This is a genomic window from Pseudomonas sp. DP-17, from assembly GCF_022380625.1.
In the GTDB taxonomy this organism is placed as follows: domain Bacteria; phylum Pseudomonadota; class Gammaproteobacteria; order Pseudomonadales; family Pseudomonadaceae; genus Pseudomonas; species Pseudomonas nitroreducens_A.
Genome location: NZ_JAKSXG010000001.1, coordinates 847,563 through 866,126 on the forward strand (window position 1 = coordinate 847,563; position 18,564 = coordinate 866,126).

21 protein-coding genes are annotated in these 18,564 nt (G+C 63.8%); 1 reads left to right on the top strand and 20 read right to left on the bottom strand.

What is annotated here, in order from left to right; all coding sequences use genetic code 11:
- From MJ122_RS04015 to trmJ, 17 genes are all read right to left on the bottom strand, one after another.
- Positions 1-645, bottom strand: a complete 645-nt coding sequence (locus MJ122_RS04015) for a YfgM family protein (RefSeq protein WP_017522281.1) — start codon at positions 643-645, stop codon at positions 1-3.
- Between the two features lie 23 nt (positions 646-668).
- Complete coding sequence (gene hisS / locus MJ122_RS04020) at positions 669-1,958, bottom strand: histidine--tRNA ligase (protein WP_017522282.1); 1,290 nt, start codon at positions 1,956-1,958, stop codon at positions 669-671.
- 18 nt (positions 1,959-1,976) lie between these two features.
- On the bottom strand, positions 1,977-3,089 hold the full coding sequence (gene ispG, locus MJ122_RS04025) for a flavodoxin-dependent (E)-4-hydroxy-3-methylbut-2-enyl-diphosphate synthase (protein ID WP_088419617.1): 1,113 nt from the start codon (positions 3,087-3,089) through the stop codon (positions 1,977-1,979).
- Between the two features lies 1 nt (position 3,090).
- Positions 3,091-4,128, bottom strand: a complete 1,038-nt coding sequence (locus tag MJ122_RS04030) for a RodZ family helix-turn-helix domain-containing protein (protein ID WP_239742432.1) — start codon at positions 4,126-4,128, stop codon at positions 3,091-3,093.
- Positions 4,125-4,883, bottom strand: coding sequence for a type IV pilus biogenesis/stability protein PilW (gene pilW / locus MJ122_RS04035; protein ID WP_017522285.1), 759 nt, complete (start codon positions 4,881-4,883; stop codon positions 4,125-4,127). Before pilW ends, MJ122_RS04030 begins: the two co-directional genes overlap by 4 nt.
- A 15-nt stretch (positions 4,884-4,898) precedes the next feature.
- Positions 4,899-6,047, bottom strand: a complete 1,149-nt coding sequence (gene rlmN, locus MJ122_RS04040) for a 23S rRNA (adenine(2503)-C(2))-methyltransferase RlmN (RefSeq protein WP_088419821.1) — start codon at positions 6,045-6,047, stop codon at positions 4,899-4,901.
- Positions 6,048-6,074: 27 nt separating this feature from the next.
- A complete protein-coding gene (ndk, locus tag MJ122_RS04045; protein WP_024762960.1) occupies positions 6,075-6,506 on the bottom strand; it encodes a nucleoside-diphosphate kinase in 432 nt (143 codons plus the stop codon).
- Positions 6,507-6,755: 249 nt separating this feature from the next.
- Positions 6,756-6,956: a Fe-S cluster assembly protein IscX gene (iscX, locus tag MJ122_RS04050; protein WP_017522288.1), complete on the bottom strand. Its 201-nt coding sequence runs from the start codon at positions 6,954-6,956 to the stop codon at positions 6,756-6,758.
- Positions 6,957-6,970: 14 nt separating this feature from the next.
- Positions 6,971-7,309 carry an ISC system 2Fe-2S type ferredoxin gene (gene fdx, locus MJ122_RS04055; RefSeq protein WP_017522289.1) on the bottom strand — a complete coding sequence of 113 codons (339 nt, stop codon included), beginning with the start codon at positions 7,307-7,309 and terminating at the stop codon, positions 6,971-6,973.
- A gap of 6 nt (positions 7,310-7,315) precedes the next feature.
- Entirely contained in the window at positions 7,316-9,175 is a 1,860-nt protein-coding gene (hscA, locus tag MJ122_RS04060; RefSeq protein WP_239742434.1) for a Fe-S protein assembly chaperone HscA, read from the bottom strand.
- Positions 9,176-9,220: 45 nt separating this feature from the next.
- Complete coding sequence (gene hscB / locus MJ122_RS04065) at positions 9,221-9,742, bottom strand: co-chaperone HscB (RefSeq protein ID WP_088419611.1); 522 nt, start codon at positions 9,740-9,742, stop codon at positions 9,221-9,223.
- Between the two features lie 8 nt (positions 9,743-9,750).
- Positions 9,751-10,074, bottom strand: a complete 324-nt coding sequence (gene iscA / locus MJ122_RS04070; RefSeq protein WP_239742436.1) for an iron-sulfur cluster assembly protein IscA — start codon at positions 10,072-10,074, stop codon at positions 9,751-9,753.
- Between the two features lie 26 nt (positions 10,075-10,100).
- The gene (gene iscU, locus MJ122_RS04075; protein ID WP_015478505.1) at positions 10,101-10,487 is read right to left on the bottom strand and encodes a Fe-S cluster assembly scaffold IscU; all 387 of its coding nucleotides are present in this window, start codon (positions 10,485-10,487) and stop codon (positions 10,101-10,103) included.
- Between the two features lie 27 nt (positions 10,488-10,514).
- The gene (locus MJ122_RS04080) at positions 10,515-11,729 is read right to left on the bottom strand and encodes an IscS subfamily cysteine desulfurase (RefSeq protein WP_017522293.1); all 1,215 of its coding nucleotides are present in this window, start codon (positions 11,727-11,729) and stop codon (positions 10,515-10,517) included.
- A gap of 28 nt (positions 11,730-11,757) precedes the next feature.
- Positions 11,758-12,252, bottom strand: a complete 495-nt coding sequence (gene iscR, locus MJ122_RS04085) for a Fe-S cluster assembly transcriptional regulator IscR (RefSeq protein WP_088419609.1) — start codon at positions 12,250-12,252, stop codon at positions 11,758-11,760.
- Positions 12,253-12,392: 140 nt separating this feature from the next.
- On the bottom strand, positions 12,393-13,172 hold the full coding sequence (cysE, locus tag MJ122_RS04090; protein ID WP_239742438.1) for a serine O-acetyltransferase: 780 nt from the start codon (positions 13,170-13,172) through the stop codon (positions 12,393-12,395).
- Complete coding sequence (gene trmJ / locus MJ122_RS04095) at positions 13,165-13,944, bottom strand: tRNA (cytosine(32)/uridine(32)-2'-O)-methyltransferase TrmJ (protein ID WP_239742440.1); 780 nt, start codon at positions 13,942-13,944, stop codon at positions 13,165-13,167. The genes cysE and trmJ overlap by 8 nt, the downstream gene beginning before the upstream one ends.
- 147 nt (positions 13,945-14,091) lie before the next feature.
- Between trmJ and suhB the strand changes: the two genes are divergently transcribed.
- Positions 14,092-14,907 (top strand): inositol-phosphate phosphatase, encoded by an 816-nt coding sequence (suhB, locus tag MJ122_RS04100; protein ID WP_017522297.1) that lies wholly within the window; start codon positions 14,092-14,094, stop codon positions 14,905-14,907.
- Positions 14,908-15,033: 126 nt separating this feature from the next.
- Here suhB and MJ122_RS04105 read toward each other — a convergent pair whose 3' ends face one another.
- The 3 genes from MJ122_RS04105 to secD form a co-directional block, all read right to left on the bottom strand.
- Positions 15,034-15,570 (bottom strand): glycine zipper 2TM domain-containing protein, encoded by a 537-nt coding sequence (locus MJ122_RS04105; protein WP_017522298.1) that lies wholly within the window; start codon positions 15,568-15,570, stop codon positions 15,034-15,036.
- Between the two features lie 159 nt (positions 15,571-15,729).
- Positions 15,730-16,647 (bottom strand): protein translocase subunit SecF, encoded by a 918-nt coding sequence (gene secF, locus MJ122_RS04110; protein WP_088419607.1) that lies wholly within the window; start codon positions 16,645-16,647, stop codon positions 15,730-15,732.
- Between the two features lie 10 nt (positions 16,648-16,657).
- The gene (secD, locus tag MJ122_RS04115; RefSeq protein WP_239742443.1) at positions 16,658-18,520 is read right to left on the bottom strand and encodes a protein translocase subunit SecD; all 1,863 of its coding nucleotides are present in this window, start codon (positions 18,518-18,520) and stop codon (positions 16,658-16,660) included.
- Between the last annotated feature and the right edge of the window lie 44 nt (positions 18,521-18,564).

The window sequence follows — 18,564 nt, forward strand, 5'->3', positions numbered from 1 at the left end:
TCAGGCGTCTCCCTTGGCCAGGTCGTCGAGTTTCATCTGCAGGGCGCCGACGGCGGCGTCTTCGGGCAGGGCAGCCTTGGCCTTTTCGTAGGCGACACGGGCGTCGTCATTGCGCTTGAGCTGCAGCAGCAGGTCTCCACGCAGTTCTTCGCGGGTGGCGACGTAGGCCTTGTCGACATTGCCGTCGAGCAGCTTGAGGCCGTCTTCGGCCTTGCCCTGGGCTGCCAGGACACGGGCCAGACGCTGACGGGCCAGCTCGCCAAGAGTGGCGTCCACCGGCTTGTCGACGATGGCCTTGAGCTCCAGAGCGGCATCATCCAGCTTGCCGCTGTCCACCGCTACCTTGGCGACGAACAGGCGGCCGTACTGGGCGTACGGAGTGCCGGCGTAGTCGGTGGTCAACTTGTTGGCCAGCTCGGCGACCTTGGCGGTGTCGGGCTTGCCGGTGGGGTTCAGCGCAGTTTCCAGCAGGTTCTGGTAAATGATGGAAGCGCCCTGGGACTGATTGGTCTGGTACTTCTTCCAGGCCTGCCAGCCGAACACCACGATCAGCGCCAGCGCGGCACCAGTCAGCAGGGGCATGCCGTTGCGCTGCCACCAGTCCTTGATGTCAGCCAGCTGTTCTTCTTCGGTACGGTTACTCACCCCAATACTCCTATCCGCTCGATTCAGGCCTGCTTGAGGCAGGCAGCCAGGTGCTCGGGCAGAGCATCCCAGGCGATATTCTGTTGTTCGCCCTCGCCACGCAGGGGCTTGAAACCTACCACGCGGTTGGCCAGTTCGTCGTCACCCAGAATCATTGCGAACTGTGCGCCGCTCTTGTCGGCCTTCTTGAACTGGCTCTTGAAGCTGCCGGCGCCGGCATTGACCAGCAGACGCAGGTCGGGAATGGCCTCACGCAGCTTTTCAGCCAGGGTCAGCGCAGCCAGCTCAGCCGGCTCCCCGAAGGCGCAGACATAGAGGTCAGCCGGGCGATTGAGCTCGGCGGGCACCACGCCCAGGGTTTCCAGCAGCAGCACCAGACGCTCGACGCCCATGGCGAAGCCCACGCCCGGAGTCGGCTTGCCGCCGAACTGGCTGACCAGGCCGTCGTAGCGGCCCCCGCCGCAGACGGTGCCCTGGGCGCCGAGCTTGTCGGTGACCCATTCGAAAGCGGTGCGGCAGTAGTAGTCCAGGCCGCGCACCAGCTTCTGGTTGATTTCATAGCGCAGGCCGACCGCATCCAGGCGGGCCTTGAGGCCCTCGAAGTGGGCGATCGATTCTTCGTCCAGGTAGTCGTGCAGGCTCGGCGCGCCGACCAGCAGGGCCTGGGTGCTCTCGACCTTGCTGTCGAGGATGCGCAGCGGGTTGGTGGTCATGCGGCGCTGGCTGTCTTCGTCCAGCTGCTCGAAGCGTTCCTGCAGGTAGGCCACCAGGTCATCGCGATAGCGTGCACGCGCTTCGCTGGAGCCCAGGGTATTCAGTTGCAGGGTCACGGCGTCGGCCATGCCCAGCTTCTGCCACAGGCGCCAGGTGAGGATGATCAGCTCGGCATCGATGTCCGGGCCAGGCAGGTTGAAGACTTCCACGCCGATCTGGTGGAACTGGCGATAGCGGCCCTTCTGCGGCTTCTCGTAGCGGAACATCGGGCCGGTGTACCACAGCTTCTGTACCTGGCCGCCGCCCGACAGGCCATGCTCCAGCACAGCGCGCACGCAGCCGGCGGTGCCTTCCGGACGCATGGTCAGGGATTCGCCGTTGCGGTCGAGGAAGGTGTACATCTCCTTGTCGACCACGTCGGTGCCTTCGCCGATGCCGCGGGCGAAGAGCTCGGTGAATTCGAGGATCGGCAGACGGATCTCGCTGTAGCCGTAGCTGTCCAGCAGGCCGGCGAAGGTGCGTTCCAGATAGCGCCAGGCCGGGGTCTGGTCCGGCAGGATGTCGTTCATGCCACGGATGGCTTGCAGGGACTTGCTCACTTAGGATCCTTGTTGCGGTCAGCCGCGCACGATCAGTGCGGCGTCGGCCTCGGCCTTCTCGGCCGCTTTTTCGCGGATCAGCCGTTCCAGCTCATCCACCAGGTTATCGTTCTGCAGCTTCTGCGCCGGCTTGCCGTCGATGTAGATCAGGTTGCTCGGCGTGCCACCGGTGAGGCCGATGTGGGCTTCCTTGGCTTCGCCGGGGCCGTTGACCACGCAGCCGATCACGGCGACGTCCAGCGGCACCAGCAGGTCCTCCAGGCGGCCTTCCAGCTCGTTCATGGTCTTGACCACATCGAAGTTCTGCCGCGAGCAGCTCGGGCAGGCGATGAAGTTGATGCCACGGGAGCGCAGGCGCAGCGACTTGAGGATGTCGAAGCCGACCTTGATCTCTTCCACCGGGTCGGCGGCGAGCGAGATGCGGATGGTGTCGCCAATCCCCTCGGCGAGCAGCATGCCCAGGCCGACCGCAGACTTCACGGTGCCCGAACGCAGGCCACCGGCTTCGGTGATGCCCAGGTGCAGGGGTTGCTCGATTTCCTTGGCCAGCAGGCGGTAGGCAGCGACAGCCATGAACACGTCGGAGGCCTTCACGCTGACCTTGAAGTTCTGGAAGTCCAGGCGGTCGAGGTGATCGACGTGGCGCATGGCCGATTCCAGCAGTGCCTCAGGGGTTGGCTCGCCGTACTTCTTCTGCAGGTCCTTCTCCAGGGAACCGGCGTTGACGCCGATGCGGATCGGGATGTTGCGCTCGCGAGCGGCATCCACCACGGCCTTCACCCGGTCTTCGCGACCGATGTTGCCCGGGTTGATGCGCAGGCAGTCGACGCCCAGCTCGGCCACACGCAGGGCAATCTTGTAGTCGAAGTGGATATCGGCAACCAGCGGCACCTTGACCTGCTGCTTGATCTTGCCGAACGCCTCGGCGGCGTCCATGTCTGGCACGGAGACGCGGACGATGTCGGCGCCTGCGTCTTCCAGACGACGGATCTGCGCCACGGTGGCGGCCACATCGAGGGTATCGGTGTTGGTCATGCTCTGCACGGCGATGGGGGCATCCCCACCCACCGGCACGTTACCTACCCAGATCTTGCGGGACAGGCGACGTTTGATCGGAGACTCGCAATGCATCTTACTGTCCACCCAACTTCAGGCGAGCGGTGCCCCCGCGCGCCGGCGTGACTTCGACCGGCTGGCCGTTGTAGCTGACCTGGGCGCCCTGGGCGAAGCCCAGGCGCAGCTGAACCGGCGCCTTGGCAGCGACTTCCAGCGAATCACCCTTGCGCTTGAGGCCCTCGAGGATGACCTTGCCATCGGCATCGGTCACCTGGGTCCAGCAATCGGCGCTGAATTGTACCTTGACCACACCCTGCCCTGCGGCAGCGACCACCGGAGCGGCAGGTGCCTCGGTCGAAGCGACGGGGGCAACCGGGGCGGTCGGGTTTGCGGGGGCAACGGGCGGCTGTGCTGCCGGTTGCTGGGCCGCGACAGCCGGTGCCTGTGCCGGAGCGGTCTCGGCAGAAGCAGGGGCACCCGGAGCTGCAGGGACAGCGGCAACCGGCGGAGTGCCTTCGGCCGGAGCCTCGGCGCCGCCGTTATCGCCAGCCGGCTCGTTCGGGACCGCCGGGGTATTGGCCTGGTCCTCGGCGACTGCCTGGTCTTCCGGCTCGTCGAGGGTGTGGATCTCGGTGGTGCCGTCGGCGCTCTCGACCTCGACGTGCTCCATGTTCAGGCTGCCGGTCTCGGCCGGGCGCGCGGAGCGCTCCTGCCACCAGAAGTAGCCGAAGCCGATCAGCACGGCCAGCAGGATCAGGCTGAACAGGCGCAGCAGGTTGCGCGACAGGCGCACCGGCTCGACCACGCGACCGAGGCTGTGGACATTGCTGCCGGTCGCATCGGTGCCGGTGTACTGATCGAATGCCGTGACCATCTGTGCCTGATCCATGCCCAGCAATTTGGCGTAGGCGCGAACGTAGCCTCGGGCAAAGGTGTGACCGGGCAACTGATCGAAGGAGCCCTGCTCCAACTGGCGCAGAGCGTTCTCGGTCAGGTTCAGCTGGCCGGCGACCTGAGCGGTGCTCCAGCCCTTGTTCTCGCGCGCCTGGCGCAGTGTTTCGCCAGGGTTGGCGCGGGTCGTGCCGATGACATCGGACTGCGACGTATTCATCATTTATCCGCCTGGTATGCCTGGTATTCAGGAGATGCGGGATACAGGCGCTTGAGTTGCAGCCCGTAGCTGGCAGCGGTATCCCGGTCGTCGAAAATCTTTGCCAGTCGAATCCCCAACAGCAGGCTGCGCGCGGTCTGCGGACCCTGCTTGAGGTATTCCTGATAGTAAGCGCGGGCGGGAACGTACTGACGATCCTGGTAATTCAGCTCAGCCAGTTCGATCAGCGCACTGGGCTGGTTGCGGTTCAGCCGGACGGCCTTCTCCAGGTATTCCTTGGCCTGGTCGCGTTGCTTGAGCTGAAGGCTGACCAGCCCGAGGTTCTCGAAAATACGCGAACGCTCGGGATACAGGCCATCCTCGGACGCCTTGAGGTAGACCTTGTAAGCCTCGTCATAGCGCTTCTGCTCGAACAGGAAGCCGCCATAGTTGTTCAGGATGCGCGCATCGTCGGAGCGGGCGGACAGTGCCTTGCGGTACTCCGTCTCGGCCAGCTTGGGCTCCATCTCGGCCTGGTAGACCACGGCCAGCGCGGCATGAGCGTCGGCGCTGGAGGGGTCCATTTCCAGCGCCTGGCGCAGCGGTACCTTGGCCTGTTCGGCGTTGCCCGCGCGAAGGTAGCCGATACCGAGCTGGATATAGGCGTCGCGCGCCTCTTCCCGGCCCTTCTCGGTCTTCAGAGGATCCTGTTTACCAGTCGTCACGCAACCCGTCAGCACGGTTGCCAACAGTAAGCTCAGCGCGGCGCGCAGGGTCATCGGAATCCTCCCTAGTCAGTTTCGAGTGGCGTTGGTCGGGGCCTGTTCGGCGTCCGCAGCCAGTTGTCGTACAGCAATGTAGCGTTCGCTGCGGCGGGTGCGGTCCATCACCTGGCCTACCAGCTGACCACAGGCGGCATCGATATCGTCGCCGCGGGTGGTACGAACGGTCACGTTGAAGCCGCTCTTGTGCAGCATGTCCTGGAAACGGCGGATGGCATTGTTGCTCGGCCGCTCGTAACCGGAGTGCGGGAACGGATTAAACGGAATCAGGTTGATCTTGCAAGGGAAATCCTTGAGCAGTGCGATCAGTTGCTCAGCATGCTCGGGCTGGTCGTTGACGCCGGCCAGCAGGGTGTACTCGATCGTCAGCACGCGCTCCTTGCCCAGGCGCGTGATGTAGCGATAGCAGGAATCGAGCAGCATCTCGAGCGGGTACTTCTTGTTGATCGGTACCAGCTTGTTGCGCAGTTCGTCGTTGGGTGCATGCAGCGACAGGGCCAGGGACACGTCGGTGACCTCGGCGAGCTTGTCGATCATTGGCACCACGCCCGAGGTGGACAGAGTCACCTTGCGCTTGGAAATACCGTAGCCGAGATCTTCCATCATGATGCTCATGGCGCTCACGACGTTGTCGAAGTTCAGCAGCGGCTCGCCCATGCCCATCATCACCACGTTGGTGATGGCACGGTCGATCTTGCCCGGGATGGTCCCGAAAGACTGGTTGGCGATCCACACCTGGCCGATGATCTCGGCGGAGGTCAGGTCGCTGTTGAAGCCTTGCTTGCCGGTGGAGCAGAAGCTGCAGTCCAGCGCGCAACCGGCCTGCGACGACACGCACAGGGTGCCGCGGCCGCCCTGCGGGATGTACACGGTCTCGACGCAACTGCCCGAGGCCACGCGCACCACCCACTTGCGGGTACCGTCAGCGGAAATGTCCTGGCTGACGATCTCCGGAGGACGAATTTCGGCAACGGCCTCGAGCTTTTCGCGCAAGGCCTTGCCGACGTTCGTCATGGCGCTGAATTCCACAGCGCCAAAGTGGTGAATCCATTGCATCACCTGGCCGGCGCGGAAGCGCTTTTCACCGATGGACTCGAAGAATTCCTCGAGCTGGGGCTTGGTCATGCCCAGCAGGTTGGCCTTTACAGCGGTATCAGTCATGGATTCACCCTCGCTCATTCGCCGTTATCAGCGAATGCGCTCGCACACCTCGGTGCTGGAGAAGAAGTAAGCGATTTCGCGGGCAGCCGAAGCTTCCGAGTCGGAACCGTGTACAGCGTTCTCGTCGATGGAAACGGCGAAGTCGGCGCGGATAGTGCCGGCGTCGGCTTTCTTCGGATCGGTGGCACCCATCAGTTCACGGTTGCGCAGGATGGCATCTTCGCCTTCCAGAACCTGAACAACGACCGGACCGGAGGTCATGAAGGAAACCAGGTCCTTGAAGAAGGGACGCTCTTTGTGCTCGGCGTAGAAGCCGCCAGCTTCGCGCTCGGACAGCTGAACCATCTTGGAAGCGACGACGCGCAGGCCGGCTTTCTCGAAGCGGGTCAGGATTTCGCCAATGACGTTCTTGGAAACGGCGTCGGGCTTGATGATGGAGAAGGTACGTTGCAGGGCCATGGAAATAACTCCGAAAAGCAAGGTTGGTAATGCCAAGAAGCCCCTGGCGTGGCCAGGAGCTCCTGCGATTCTAGGGTTTGCCGCGCGCTGCGCCCGTGGGGCGGAAGCCGCGAAACCGGCCCGACTGCGACAGGGCCGGCGACTGGAAAATTCCCGCGGGGAAATTTTCGACAGCTCACCTAAAGATAAAACCCGCGAATTATACGCGGGTTCATGACAAATGGGTACGCGGCTCGGTGAGCCGCCCCCTCAGTCGGCCTCTTCGATCCAGGCAGCCTGGATGGCTTCCAGGACCTTTTCCCCACCACGGGAGGGATCGTCGCTGAATTCCGGCAATGCCAGCACCCAGCGATGCAGATCGACGAAATTCACGTAGCGCGGATCGACGTCCGGCTTGGATTCGGCCAGCTGGATGGCGATTTCGAGTACATCAACCCATTTCAGACTCATGCGAACACTCCGCCTCAGTGACCTTCAGACACCTGGTTGATGGTGTATTTCGGAATTTCCACCACCAGATCGGTCTCGCCGACCACCGCCTGGCAGGACAGGCGCGAGTCCGGCTCCAGCCCCCAGGCCTTGTCCAGCATGTCGTCTTCCAGCTCGTCGGAGGCCTCCATGGAGTTGAAGCCCTCGCGGACGATCACATGGCAGGTGGTGCAGGCACAGGACATCTCGCAGGCGTGTTCGATCTCGATGCCGTTGCGCAGCGCTGCCTTCATGATGGTTTCGCCCGGCTGGGCTTCGATCACCGCGCCTTCAGGGCAGTGTTCGGCGTGGGGCAGAAAGACAATCTGCGGCATCTTCGCTTATTCCTCGATTTCATTGAGCCGGCGACCGGCCAGTGCGGCTTTGACGGTAGCGTCCATACGGCGCGCGGCAAAGGCGTCGGTCAGCTGGGACAGACGCTTGATCTGTAGTTCGATGGCCGCGGCATCGCTGCCGGTAGCCAGTTCGCGCAGCGAGTCCATGCCAGCATCGATGACCAGGCGCTCGTCGGCGTCGAGCAGGCGCTCGCCGTCGGCGTCCAGCGCAGACTGCACGGCCTCCAGCAGGCGCTGGGCCTCGACCTGCTGTTCACGCAGCGCGCGGGCAGCCATGTCGTCACCGGCGTACTGGAAGGAATCCTGCAGCATGCGGGCGATTTCGCCGTCGGTCAGGCCGTAGGACGGCTTGACCTGGATGCTCGCCTCGACGCCGGAGGACAGCTCGCGGGCGGAAACACCCAGCAGGCCATCGGCGTCGACCTGGAAGCTGACGCGGATCTTCGCCGCGCCCGCCACCATCGGCGGAATGCCGCGAAGCTCGAAGCGCGCCAGGGACCGGCAGTCCTTGACCAGCTCACGCTCGCCTTGCAGCACGTGAATCATCATGGCCGTCTGGCCATCCTTGTAGGTGGTGAATTCCTGGGCGCGGGCCACCGGAATGGTGGTGTTGCGCGGAATCACCTTCTCCATCAGCCCGCCCATGGTTTCCAGGCCGAGCGACAGGGGAATAACATCCAGCAGCAGCAGTTCTTCCCCGCGCTTGTTGCCCGCCAGGGCATCGGCCTGGATGGCGGCGCCGATGGCGACCACCTGGTCCGGGTCAATATCGGTCAGCGGCTCGCGACCGAACAGCTCGCCCACCAGTTCGCGCACACGCGGTACACGGGTAGAGCCGCCGACCATGACCACGGCACTGACTTCTTCGAGCTCAATGCCGGAATCACGCACGGCACGGCGGCAGGACTTGAGGCTGCGCTGGATCAGCGGGTCGATCAGGGAATCCATCTGCGCGCGGGTCAGCTCGCCAGACCAACTGCCGTAGGCGACGGCGACGCTGGCGCTGTCGGTCAGGGCTTCCTTGGCGGCACAGGCAGTCTGCAGCAGGCGGCGCTGGGCGCCGGGATCGAGGTCGGCCGAGATACCGGCCTGCTCGATGATCCAGCCGGCGATGGCATGGTCGAAGTCGTCGCCGCCCAGGGCGGTGTCGCCACCGGTGGCCAGGACCTCGAAGACGCCACGGGTCAGGCGCAGGATGGAGATATCGAAGGTGCCGCCGCCCAGGTCGTAGATGGCGACCAGGCCTTCGGCGTTCTTGTCCAGGCCGTAGGCCACAGCCGCAGCGGTCGGCTCGTTGAGCAGGCGCAGCACATGCAGGCCAGCCAGACGCGCGGCGTCCTTGGTGGCCTGACGCTGGGCATCGTCGAAGTAGGCCGGAACGGTGATCACCGCGCCGACGAGCTCGCCACCCAGCGTGGATTCGGCGCGCTGACGCAGGACACGGAGGATTTCGGCCGAGACCTCCACCGGGCTCTTGGCGCCCTGGACGGTTTCGATGAAGGGCATGTGCGATTCGCCCTGGGTGAAGCGGTACGGCAACTGGCCGCCCAGCTGCTTCACGTCCTCCAGGCCGCGGCCCATGAAGCGCTTGACCGAGATAATGGAGTTCAGCGGGTCTTGCGAGGCGGTGGCGCGGACGCTCTCACCCACCTCGATGCGATCGGCGTGGTAACGCACCGCCGAAGGCAGGATCACTTCGCCGCGATCGTCCGGCAACGGCGCCGCGACGCCGCTGCGCACAGCAGCGACCAGGGAATTCGTGGTGCCCAGGTCGATCCCCACCGCCAGACGACGCTGGTGTGGCTGGGGACTTTGTCCGGGCTCGGCGATCTGCAGTAGGGCCATGCGGTTTCTAATCAGGCTATCGGGCGCGACTCGGGGCCACGCGGATTAATCGTCGAGTCGCTCTTCAAGCTGCCGCACTTCCTGCGCCAGCTTGTCGAGGAACTGCATGCGTCGCACCAGGCGTTCGGCCAGGTCACGGCGGGCGGCATCATCCCAGCAGTCGGCAAAATCCGCTTCCAACTGTTGCTGGGCGGTTTTCAATTGACGCTTGAACTGCGCCACGCCGTCGAGATCGGCGCTGTCCTGCAGGTCTTCCAGGTCCTCGCGCAGCTGCATCTGCTGCAGAAGGAATTCCGGGTCCTGCACCGTGGCTTCCAGCGGCAACGAATCGCCACGCAAAGCCAGCAGGTAGAGGGCACGACGCGGGACGCTCTTCAGCGTCTGGTAGGCATCGTTGAGCTCGGCGGCCTTGGCCTGCGCCAATCGCTGCTCGCGCTCGGAAGCATCGGCGAAACGGTCCGGATGGACGTTGCGCACCAGCTCCCGGTAGCGATTGCCGAGGGCTTCCAGATCGATCAGGAAGCCGGGCTGCAGGTCGAACAGCGCAAAATGACAGGGACTACCCACACCCGACCTCAGACGTTGAAGCTTTCGCCGCAGCCACACTCACCGCGCACGTTCGGGTTGTTGAACTTGAAGCCCTCGTTGAGGCCTTCCTTGGTGAAGTCCAACTCGGTGCCGTCGAGGTAGACCAGGCTTTTCGGGTCGATGATGACCTTCACGCCGTGGCTCTCGAACACCTGGTCCTCGGCTGCCAGCTCGTCGACGAACTCCAGCACGTAGGCCAGACCGGAACACCCGGTGGTGCGCACGCCAAGACGAACGCCCTCGCCCTTGCCGCGCCCTTCGAGGGAACGGCGAACGTGGTTGGCGGCGGATTCGGTCATGCTGATGGCCATGGGAACTCCTTACTCAACGAATCGCTTCAGAGCAGACCTTTCTTCTGCTTGTAGTCGCGCACGGCCGCCTTGATGGCGTCTTCGGCGAGCACCGAGCAGTGGATCTTCACCGGCGGCAGGGCCAGTTCTTCGGCGATGGTGGTGTTCTTGATGGATTCGGCTTCGTCCAGGGTCTTGCCCTTCATCCACTCGGTGGCAAGGGAGCTGGAGGCGATGGCCGAACCGCAGCCGTAGGTCTTGAACTTGGCGTCTTCGATGACGCCCTGCTCGTTGACCTTGATCTGCAGGCGCATGACGTCGCCGCAGGCCGGAGCACCGACCATGCCGGTGCCGACGTCCGGATCTTCGGCATTGAGCTTGCCGACGTTGCGCGGGTTTTCGTAGTGGTCGATGACCTTGTCACTGTAAGCCATGGCTAATCCTCACATCTATGGGGCGGGTCAGTGGGCCTGCCATTCGACCTTGGACAGGTCGACACCCTCTTTGAACATATCCCACAGCGGCGAGAGCTCACGCAGCTTGGAAACGGCTTCCACCACCTTCTTGGCGGCGTAATCGACCTCTTCTTCAGTGGTGAAGCGGCCGAAGCTGAAACGAATGGAGCTGTGCGCCAGTTCGTCGTTGCGACCCAGGGCGCGGAGCACGTAGGACGGCTCCAGCGAGGCCGAGGTGCAGGCGGAACCGGACGAAACGGCCAGGTCCTTGAGCGACATCATCAGCGACTCGCCTTCGACGTAGTTGAAGCTGACGTTGAGGATGTTCGGCGCGTAGGCAGTGGAGCTGCCATTGAGGTACAGCTCTTCCAGGCCCTGCACCTGATCGAAGAAGCGCTTGCGCAGGCCTTCGATGCGGGCCATTTCCTGGTGCATTTCTTCCTTGGCGATGCGGAAGGCTTCGCCCATGCCGACGATCTGGTGGGTCGCCAGGGTGCCCGAACGCATGCCGCGCTCGTGGCCGCCACCGTGCATCTGGGCTTCCAGGCGCACGCGCGGCTTGCGGCGCACGTACAGCGCACCCATGCCTTTGGGACCGTAGACCTTGTGGGCGGAGAAGGACATCAGGTCAACCTTGAGTTTCTCCAGGTCGATGTCCACCTTGCCGGCCGACTGAGCGGCATCGACATGCAGCAGGATGCCGCGCGAGCGGGTCAGTTCGCCGATGGCGGCGATGTCGTTGATGCTGCCGACTTCGTTGTTCACGTGCATGACCGAGACCAAAATGGTGTCGTCACGCAGCGCCGCCTCGACCATCGCCGGGGTGATGATGCCCTCGGGAGTCGGTTCCAGGTAGGTCACTTCGAAGCCTTCGCGCTCAAGCTGGCGGCAGGTGTCCAGCACCGCTTTGTGCTCGATCTTCGAGGTGACGATGTGCTTGCCCTTGGTCGCGTAGAAGTGCGCCACGCCCTTGATGGCGAGGTTGTCGGATTCGGTGGCACCGGACGTCCAGACGATCTCGCGGGGGTCGGCATTGACCAGTTCGGCGACCTGGCGACGGGCATTCTCAGCCGCTTCCTCGGCCTTCCAGCCGAAGAGGTGGGAGCGCGAAGCCGGGTTGCCGAAGTTGCCGTCAACCAGCAGGCAGTCGGCCATTTTCTGAGCGACACGCGGATCCACCGGGGTGGTGGCGGAGTAGTCGAGGTAAATCGGCAATCTCATCAGGTAACTCCTACAGGCGGGCGTTCGCTCAATCGATGGCGGACGCTTCAATCTTGTCGAGGCGCAGCGGCTTGGAGCCCGAGCAGCGACGCTCGTCCTGGCGCTGGGCGACCTCTTGAACTTCGCGGCGCTCGACCAGATCGGCCAGGCTGATGCCGCTGAGGAACTCGTGAATCTGCTGGCTGAGGTCGCACCACAGGTGGTGGGTCAGGCAGGTATCGCCGGAGTGACAATCGCCCTGACCCTGACAGCGGGTGGCATCGACCGACTCGTTGACCGCATCGATCACCTGGGCGACGTGGATGCCGGTCATGTCGCGGGACAGCTGGTAGCCGCCGCCCGGACCACGCACGCTGACCACCAGGTTGCCACGGCGCAACTTGGCGAACAGCTGTTCCAGGTAGGACAGGGAGATACCCTGGCGCTCGGAGATATCGGCGAGAGAAACCGGGCCACGCTGGGCGTGCAACGCCAGATCGAGCATGGCGGTGACGGCATAGCGGCCTTTGGTGGTCAATCGCATGGGGAAATCCGGAAGAATCGCTGGTATGGCGGGAGTATGCTCTTTTCCGACTATTTAAGTCAACTATAAGACCTATTACTTTAGTCGGAATTAGCCAGCGAACGGCGGCGTATTGTAGCAGCAATGCAAGGGCCGGCGCATCACTGCGCCGACTTGCTGCTCTCCTCGTCCTTGACTCCAGCGAAGTCCTCTTCCCGCAGAACCGGAAGATCTTTCGCACAGTAATCGCTACCCAGGGCTGTCAGAGCCTTGCACATACCCTCGAGGCGACCATCGACCGCCTGCAGGTGGTCGAGCAGTTGGCCGATGGCGCGGGCCACCGGGTCGGGCATGTCCTGACTGACGCCGTAGGCATCGAAGCCGAGCTTCTCGGCCATGGCCTGGCGCTTGGCGGCCTGATCGGCATCGTCCTTGACAATGATCCGCCCGGGAATGCCCACGACGGTAGCGCCCGGCGGCACCTCCTTGGTCACCACGGCATTGGAGCCGACCTTGGCGCCAGCGCCTACAGTGAACGGACCGAGCACCTTGGCGCCCGCCCCCACCACCACGCCGTCGGCCAGGGTCGGGTGGCGCTTGCCCTTGTTCCAGCTGGTGCCACCCAGGGTCACGCCCTGGTAGATGGTTACGTCGTCGCCGATCTCGGCAGTTTCACCGATGACGATGCCCAGACCGTGGTCGATGAAGCAGCGGCGACCGATCTTCGCGCCCGGATGGATCTCGATGCCGGTCATCCAGCGACCGAAGTTCGACACCATGCGCGCAAGCCACTTCCAGCCGGACGTCCACAGGCCATGGGCCAGGCGATGCAGCCATACGGCATGCAGCCCCGGGTAGCAGGTGAGCACCTCGAAGGCGTTGCGCGCCGCCGGGTCACGATGGAATACGCTCTGGATATCTTCGCGTACACGCTCAAACATCTTCATCACTCCGCTTGGAAAGCTCCCCACGGGCAGCCTTCTGTGTCTCGGTGAGAATACCCCGCAGGATATTCATCTCCAGCTTGCTGACACCGGCGCGGCCATACAGGCGGCGCAGGCGCGACATCAGGTGGCGCGGCTTCTGCGGGTCGAGGAACTGGATGTCCACCAGGGTCGATTCCAGGTGCGCGTAGAAGCGCTCCAACTCATCCGACGTCACCGGTACGCTGTTGAGCATCGCCGTGGACTCGACCTTCTCCTGCTTGGTCGGCTGCCCCTGAACGGCCAACCAGGCCATGCGCACCTCGTAGACCAGCACCTGCACTGCCGTCGCCAGGTTCAGCGAGCTGAACTCGGGATTGGCCGGGATATGCACGTGGAACTGACATCGCTGCAGCTCTTCGTTGGTCAGGCCGGCGTATTCGCGACCGAACACCAAAGCAACCTCACCACCCTGCTGGACGTGCTCCAGGCTGGAGGTAGCGCACTCGCGAGGATCGAGCAGCGGCCAGGGGATGCGGCGATCGCGGGCGCTGGTGCCGAGCACCAGACTGCAGCCCGCCAGGGCATCTTCAAGGGTGGGAACGACCACGGCCGCGTCGAGAATGTCATCAGCACCGGAAGCACGCGCACGCGCCTCACCACTGGGGAAGTCCATCGGGTCGACCAGCACCAGGCGCGACAAACCCATGTTCTTCATCGCACGGGCGGTACCGCCGATATTGCCGGGATGGCTGGTGTTGACCAGCACGACGCGAATTTTGTCGAGCAACGCGCGACTCCACACAGAAAGCGAAAAAGGGAGGGAATCCTACCGCAGCAGTGGGTCTTGCGCCACGCAGGCGACAGGTCGCTCTATGAACGCTGGCGCTTTCTGCTAGAATGTCCGGCTTTCTTTAACGACCCAGGTGACCTCTCCATGCAGCCTATGCTGAATATCGCCCTGCGCGCCGCTCGCAGCGCCGGTGAACTGATCTTCCGCTCCATCGAACGCCTGGATACCCTGTCGGTCAACGAGAAAGAAGCCAACGACTACGTCACCGAAGTCGATCGCGCGGCCGAGCTCTCCATCGTCACTGCCCTGCGCAAGGCCTACCCGAACCACGGGATCATGGGCGAAGAGGGTGGCGTGCTCGAAGGCAGCGGCGAAGGCGCCGACTACCTGTGGATCATCGACCCGCTGGACGGCACCACCAACTTCATCCACGGCGTTCCGCACTACGCCGTCAGCATCGCCTGCAAGTACCGCGGCCGCCTCGAGCACGCCGTAGTCCTTGACCCGATCCGCCAGGAAGAGTTCACCGCCAGCCGTGGCCGTGGCGCCGCACTGAACGGTCGCCGCCTGCGCGTCAGCAACCGCAAGAGCCTGGAAGGCGCCCTGCTCGGCACCGGCTTCCCGTTCCGCGACAGCCAGATGGACAACCTGGACGCCTACCTGGGCATGTTCCGCAGCCTGGTCGGCCAGACCGCCGGCATCCGCCGCGCTGGCGCCGCCAGCCTGGACCTGGCCTATGTCGCCGCCGGCCGTTACGACGCCTTCTGGGAATTCGGCCTGTCCGAGTGGGACATGGCAGCAGGTGCCCTGCTGATCCAGGAAGCAGGCGGCCTGGTGAGCGACTTCACCGGTGGTCACGAGTTCCTCGAGAAGGGTCAGATCGTGGCCGGCAACACCAAGTGCTTCAAGGCCCTGCTGACCAGCATCCAGCCGCACCTGCCGGCCTCGCTCAAGCGCTGAGCCTGAATGACGCAAGAAAAAGCCCGGCAATGCCGGGTTTTTTGTGCCCGCGAGTAGGCGCTTCCTGAAGAACCAAAGAAAAAGGCGCCCGTCGGGCGCCCTTTTCGTTCCACACCTGGCGACTGCTTATTGCTGACCCAGGATCAGTCGGCCGCTCTTGTCGACCGGAATCTGCGAGCCCGGATCACGGTCCATGCGGACCTGGCCGGCCTTGCCATCGAGCAGGTATTTCACGTCGTAGCCCACGACCTTCTCGCTGGTGTCGTTGACGGTGCTGCAGCGGGTTTCGGTGGTGGTGTAGGTGTCACGCTCCTGCATGCCTTCCTGCACCTTGTTGCCCGCGTAGCCGCCGCCGATGGCGCCCGCGACGGTGGCGATCTTCTTGCCGTTGCCACCACCGATCTGGTTGCCCAGCAGGCCGCCAGCGATAGCGCCGATCGCCGTACCGGCGATCTGGTGAGTGTCCTTGACCGGACGCTGGTGGGTCACTGCCACGTCCTTGCAGACCTGGCGCGGATTCTTGATGGTTTCCTTGACCGGTTGAACGGCGAGCACCTCGGCGTATTGCGGCGCGCGGTCCACCAGACTGTAGGTAGCCACGGCGCCACCGGCAGTCACGCCTACAGCGCCCAGCACGGTACCGATTAGCAACGACTTGTTCATAGGGTTCTCCTGGTCTTTCTTCTCATTCGGGCATGGCCCTTTACCTTGCCTTGGAGCGATCCAATTGCAAGAAAGTTCCGGCCGTTTCGTGACACACCACCTGCAAACGAAAACTCCCGCCGAGGCGGGAGTTTTCTCTGGAAGGCCGGAAACGCTCTATTACGGGCGCTCGTCGACTTCCTTGCTCGGCGGCGGAATCAGATCCTCGCTGGACAGGTTCAGCCAGATCAGCACCACGTTGGCGATGTAGATCGACGAGTAGGTACCCGCCAACACGCCGACGAACAGGGCGATGGAGAAGCCGAACAGGTTGTCGCCGCCGAAGAACAGCAGAGCGGCGATGGCCAGCAGGGTCGACACCGAGGTGGCGATGGTCCGCAGCAGGGTCTGGCTGGTCGAGATGTTGATGTTCTCGATCAGGCTGGCCTTGCGCAGCACGCGGAAGTTCTCCCGCACCCGGTCGAAGATCACGATGGTGTCGTTCAGCGAATACCCCACAACCGCCAGCACCGCGGCGAGCACGGTCAGGTCGAAGGTGATCTGGAAGAACGACAGCACGCCCATCACGATGATGGCGTCGTGGATCAGCGAGAGGATGGCACCCAGGGCGAACTTCCACTGGAAGCGGAAGCCCACGTACAGCAGGATGCCGCCCAGCGCCAGCAGCATGCCGAGGCCGCCCTGGTCGCGCAGCTCTTCACCCACCTGCGGGCCGACGTACTCGACGCCGTTCACCTTGGCCGGGTTGGATGCATCGGCCTGCTGCAGCGCCGTGGCGACCTTCTTGCCCAGTTCCGGATCTTCGCTGGGCATGCGCACCAGCACGTCGCGGGTATCACCGAAGCTTTGAACCACGGCCTCGCTGTAACCGGCCGCGACTAGTTGCTCACGCACCTTGGAGAGGTCGGCAGGCTGCTCGTAGTTCAGCTTGATCGACGTACCGCCGGTAAAGTCCAGGCCGAAGTTGATACCCTTGAAGACCCAGCTGCCAAGGGCGATCAGGGTCAGGATGAGGGTCGCGGCGAACGCAATGTTGCGCACGCCCATGAAGTTGATAGTACCGATCTTGATATTCATGGCTGGCCCCTTAGATCCACAGCTTCTTAACGTCGCGGCCGCCGTAGATCAGGTTCACCATTGCACGGGTGACCAGAATGGCAGTGAACATCGAGGTGAGAATACCCAGGGACATGGTCACGGCGAAGCCCTTCACCGGGCCGGTGCCCATGGCGTAGAGAATGCCGCCGACCAGCAGCGAGGTCAGGTTGGCGTCGATGATCGCGGTGAAGGCACGATTGAAGCCCTCATGGATTGCCCGCTGCGTCGACATGCCCGCCGCCAGTTCCTCGCGTATCCGCGAGAAGATCAGCACGTTGGCGTCCACCGCCATACCCATGGTCAGTACGATACCCGCGATACCCGGCAGGGTCAGGGTCGCACCGAGGATCGACATCAGCGCCACCAGCATGACCATGTTGAAGCCCAGGGCCACGGTAGCGATCACGCCGAAGAAGCGGTAGATGACGATGATGAACAGGGAAACGAAGACCATGCCCCACAGGGAGGCGTCGATACCCTTGGCGATGTTGTCCGCACCCAGGCTCGGGCCGATGGTGCGTTCCTCGGCGAAGTACATCGGCGCGGCCAGGCCGCCAGCGCGCAGCAGCAGGGCCAGCTCCGAGGACTCGCCCGGGGCGTCCAGGCCGGTGATACGGAACTGGTTGCCCAGCGGCGACTGGATGGTCGCCAGGCTGATGATCTGCTTCTCTTCCTTGAACGCCGGAACAGCGACTTCCTGCTCGACGCCGTCGACCACCTGCTTGGTGTAGCGGGTGATCGGCTTCTGCTCGATGAACACGACGGCCATGCTGCGGCCGACATTGTTGCGGGTTGCGCGGTTCATCAGCTCGCCGCCATGGCCATCCAGGCGGATGTTCACCTGCGGACGGCCGTTCTCGTCGAAGCTGGCGCTGGCGTCGGTGACCTGGTCACCGGTGATGATCACGCCACGCTCCAGGGTCGCCGGCGGACGACGCGGCTCGCGGAAATCGAAAGTCTCGGTGGAGGACTTGATCGCGTCCGGCTCGGCGGCCAGGCGGAATTCCAGGTTGGCGGTCTTGCCGAGGATGCGCTTGGCTTCGGCGGTGTCCTGCACGCCCGGCAGTTCGACGACGATGCGGTTGGCGCCCTGACGCTGCACCAGCGGCTCGGACACGCCCAGCTCGTTCACCCGGTTGCGGACGGTGGTCAGGTTCTGCTTGATCGAGTATTCACGGATTTCCGCCAGCTTGGTGGCGGTCATGGCCAGGCGCAGGACCTGCAGGCCATTGCGCTCGCTCTGGGTGGCTTCGAAATCGCGGAAATCCTTGGCGATGATCGACTTGGCCTTGTCCAGGTCGGCATCTTCGGTGAAGCCCAGCTGGATACCGCCGTCCTGCACGGGCAGGCTGCGGTAGCGCACGCGCTCCTTACGCAGGGCGCTCTTGATCTCGTTCTCGTAGACCTTCAGGCGAGCGTCAACAGCCTTGTCCATGTCCACTTCCAGCAGGAAGTGCACACCACCGGACAGGTCCAGGCCCAGCTTCATCGGGTGGGCGGCGATATTGCGCAGCCAGTTCGGAGTGGTCTGGGCCAGGTTCAGGGCGACGACGTAGTCGTCACCCAGCGCGCGGCGGACGATATCCTTGGCCGGCAGCTGGTCTTCCTGCCTGGCCAGGCGGATCAGGCCGCTGTTCTTGCCCAGCGAGCCTGCCTTGACGGCGATGCCGGCATCGGCGAGCGCCTTGCTGGCCTTGTCGACGTCGGCCTGGGTGACCTGCAGCGCGGTGCTCGCGCCGCTGATCTGGACGGCCGGGTCGTCAGGATAGAGGTTGGGTGCGGAATAGATGAAACCGACGGCCAGGACCGCCAGGATCAGCAGATACTTCCACAGGGGATACTTGTTGAGCATGACACCGCCCGTTATGACGCGGGGCGCATCTTGCGCCCCGTCGG